Source organism: Klebsiella sp. C239, assembly GCF_048822715.1.
Taxonomy (GTDB): domain Bacteria; phylum Pseudomonadota; class Gammaproteobacteria; order Enterobacterales; family Enterobacteriaceae; genus Klebsiella; species Klebsiella quasipneumoniae.
The window spans coordinates 1-2,493 of record NZ_JBMEZK010000036.1 but is presented as its reverse complement, the minus strand read 5'-3'; the positions used below and the strand labels follow the sequence as shown (position 1 = coordinate 2,493).

3 protein-coding genes are annotated in these 2,493 nt (G+C 61.2%); 1 reads left to right on the top strand and 2 read right to left on the bottom strand.

The window, feature by feature from the left end; all coding sequences use genetic code 11:
• Positions 1-516 (bottom strand): NAD(P)-binding domain-containing protein (locus ACOI6Z_RS27410; RefSeq protein WP_032723123.1); only part of this gene is annotated, 516 nt, incomplete at its 3' end.
• 261 nt (positions 517-777) lie between these two features.
• On the opposite strand from ACOI6Z_RS27410, the gene ACOI6Z_RS27405 reads away from it, so the two are divergent.
• The gene (locus ACOI6Z_RS27405; protein ID WP_002210513.1) at positions 778-1,539 is read left to right on the top strand and encodes a DeoR/GlpR family DNA-binding transcription regulator; all 762 of its coding nucleotides are present in this window, start codon (positions 778-780) and stop codon (positions 1,537-1,539) included.
• 20 nt (positions 1,540-1,559) lie between these two features.
• Here ACOI6Z_RS27405 and ACOI6Z_RS27400 read toward each other — a convergent pair whose 3' ends face one another.
• On the bottom strand, positions 1,560-2,420 hold the full coding sequence (locus tag ACOI6Z_RS27400; RefSeq protein WP_002904004.1) for an extended-spectrum class A beta-lactamase SHV-12: 861 nt from the start codon (positions 2,418-2,420) through the stop codon (positions 1,560-1,562).
• Positions 2,421-2,493 lie beyond the last annotated feature (73 nt).

Below are 2,493 nucleotides of genomic sequence, written 5' to 3'. Positions count from 1 at the left end.
GCCAAGACCAATGTCGCTCCCGATGCGGTAGACTTTGCCGGCCACGGCGTCCAGCACCGGCGCGAGTCGGGCAAAGGCGGCATCGCTCCCGGAGGCCATCACCGTCATGTCGCCGGCGGCCGCTTTCACGGCGCCGCCCGATACCGGCGCGTCGAGCATCAATAGCTGGTACTCCGCCAGCGCCTCGGCAATGGCCTGAGCATCGGCGGAGGCGATGGTGGACGACACCATCACGACGGTGCCCGGCTTCAGATGGGCGGCGAGGCCGCTCTCGCCGAACAGGATCCCCCGCACCTGGGCGGCATTGACCACCAGCAGCACAACTGCATCCAGTTCCGCGGCGAACGGCACCGCGCTGGGGCCCGCGCCTTTGGCGCCCGCCGCCAGCAGTGCGCGACAGTTGTCGGGATTGATGTCAACGCCCCAGGTGTTCAGGCCCGCCTGCAGGCAGGCGCGGGCGGCGCCCATGCCCATTGAACCCAGTCCAATCACGCAGACGTTAGTGTGTGCAGCCATGCTGGTCTCCTTGTGAACATTAGTTAATTAATGTGATTTAATGATAGAATAAAGCGTTATCATGTGAATTTATGTGAGAGTTATCACGAATAACCCACATGAATATAAAAAATTCACAGGCGGAAAGAGGCTGCACAGCGGCGATTCTTGCCCTAAAATAGCGTAAAAAACAGCGGCAAAGCGCGATAACAACACCGGGTGTCGCCAGGGCCGTAGCCTGGGTGGTGACGCCTGGTGTGAAAAAATGGTAAGGGGAGAGCGGTGATTCCAATAGAACGACATCAGCGTATTTTAGCCCTGGTGGAGCAGCGTGGGGCGGTAAGCATTAACGAGCTGACGGAGATCCTCGGCGTGTCCCATATGACCATCCGTCGGGACGTCAGTAAACTGGAGGAGCAGGGGCTGCTGGTCAGCGTCTCGGGCGGCGTACGCGCCGTCAGCCGGCTGGCCGCGGAACCCAGTCATCTGGTGAAAAGCACGCTGCAGAGTGAGGAGAAACAGGCGATCGGCGCGCTGGCGGCGAGTCATATCGCTAAAAACAGTTGCATCTATCTGGATGCCGGGACTACCACCCTGGCGCTGGCGCGGGCGATCCTCGACCGGAACGATCTCCAGGTGGTCACCAATGATTTTGAGATAACCCAGCTGCTGATCGATGCCAGCCAGTGCGGCGTGATCCACACCGGCGGCACTCTGTGCCGGGAGAACCGCTCCTGCGTGGGCGAATCGGCGGCGCGTACGTTACGCCACCTGGCTATCGATACGGCCTTTATCTCCGCCAGCGGCTGGGACAGTCGCGGGATATTCACCCCTGATGAGAACAAGGTTACCGTCAAGGAGACCGTCAGCCAGGTCAGCGCGAGAAGCATCCTGCTGTGCGACAGTTCGAAATACAATCAGGTGGCCACGTTTATGGCGTTACCTTTGACCCGGTTCACCACCATCATTACCGACCGGCATCTTTCCGATGCCGCCGCCAGTCATATCGCCCGGCACGCCTGCGAGGTGCTGCGGGCCGGATAACGCGCGCGGCCACCGCCGGCTTAGCGTTGCCAGTGCTCGATCAGCGCCGCGCCGATCCCGGCGATTTGCTGATTTCGCTCGGCCATGCTCGCCGGCGTATCCCGCAGATAAATCACCACAATGCGCTCTGCTTTGTTATTCGGGCCAAGCAGGGCGACAATCCCGCGCGCACCCCGCTTGCTAGCTCCGGTCTTATCGGCGATAAACCAGCCCGCCGGCAGCACGGAGCGGATCAACGGTCCGGCGACCCGATCGTCCACCATCCACTGCAGCAGCTGCCGTTGCGAACGGGCGCTCAGACGCTGGCTGGTCAGCAGCTTGCGCAGGGTCGCGGCCATGCTGGCCGGGGTAGTGGTGTCGCGGGCGTCGCCGGGAAGCGCCTCATTCAGTTCCGTTTCCCAGCGGTCAAGGCGGGTGACGTTGTCGCCGATCTGGCGCAAAAAGGCAGTCAATCCTGCGGGGCCGCCGACGGTGGCCAGCAGCAGATTGGCGGCGCTGTTATCGCTCATGGTAATGGCGGCGGCGCAGAGTTCGCCGACCGTCATGCCGTCGGCAAGGTGTTTTTCGCTGACCGGCGAGTAGTCCACCAGATCCTGCTGGCGATAGTGGATCTTTCGCTCCAGCTGTTCGTCACCGGCATCCACCCGCGCCAGCACTGCGCCGCAGAGCACTACTTTAAAGGTGCTCATCATGGGAAAGCGTTCATCGGCGCGCCAGGCGGTCAGCGTGCGGCCGCTGGCCAGATCCATTTCTATCATGCCTACGCGGCCCGACAGCTGGCTTTCGCTTTGTTTAATTTGCTCAAGCGGCTGCGGGCTGGCGTGTACCGCCAGCGGCAGGGTGGCTAACAGGGAGATAATACACAGGCGAATATAACGCATAACCACAATACATCCTTGAGTGAAGGCCGATAAAGGCGAGTAAAGAAGCGACAAATAAGAATAACCCGGCGTT

Bases quoted from the DNA above. Each gene is read 5' to 3' on its own strand.
- ACOI6Z_RS27400 (WP_002904004.1), bottom strand. From the start codon at position 2,420: ATGCGTTATATTCGCCTGTGTATTATCTCCCTGTTAGCCACCCTGCCG.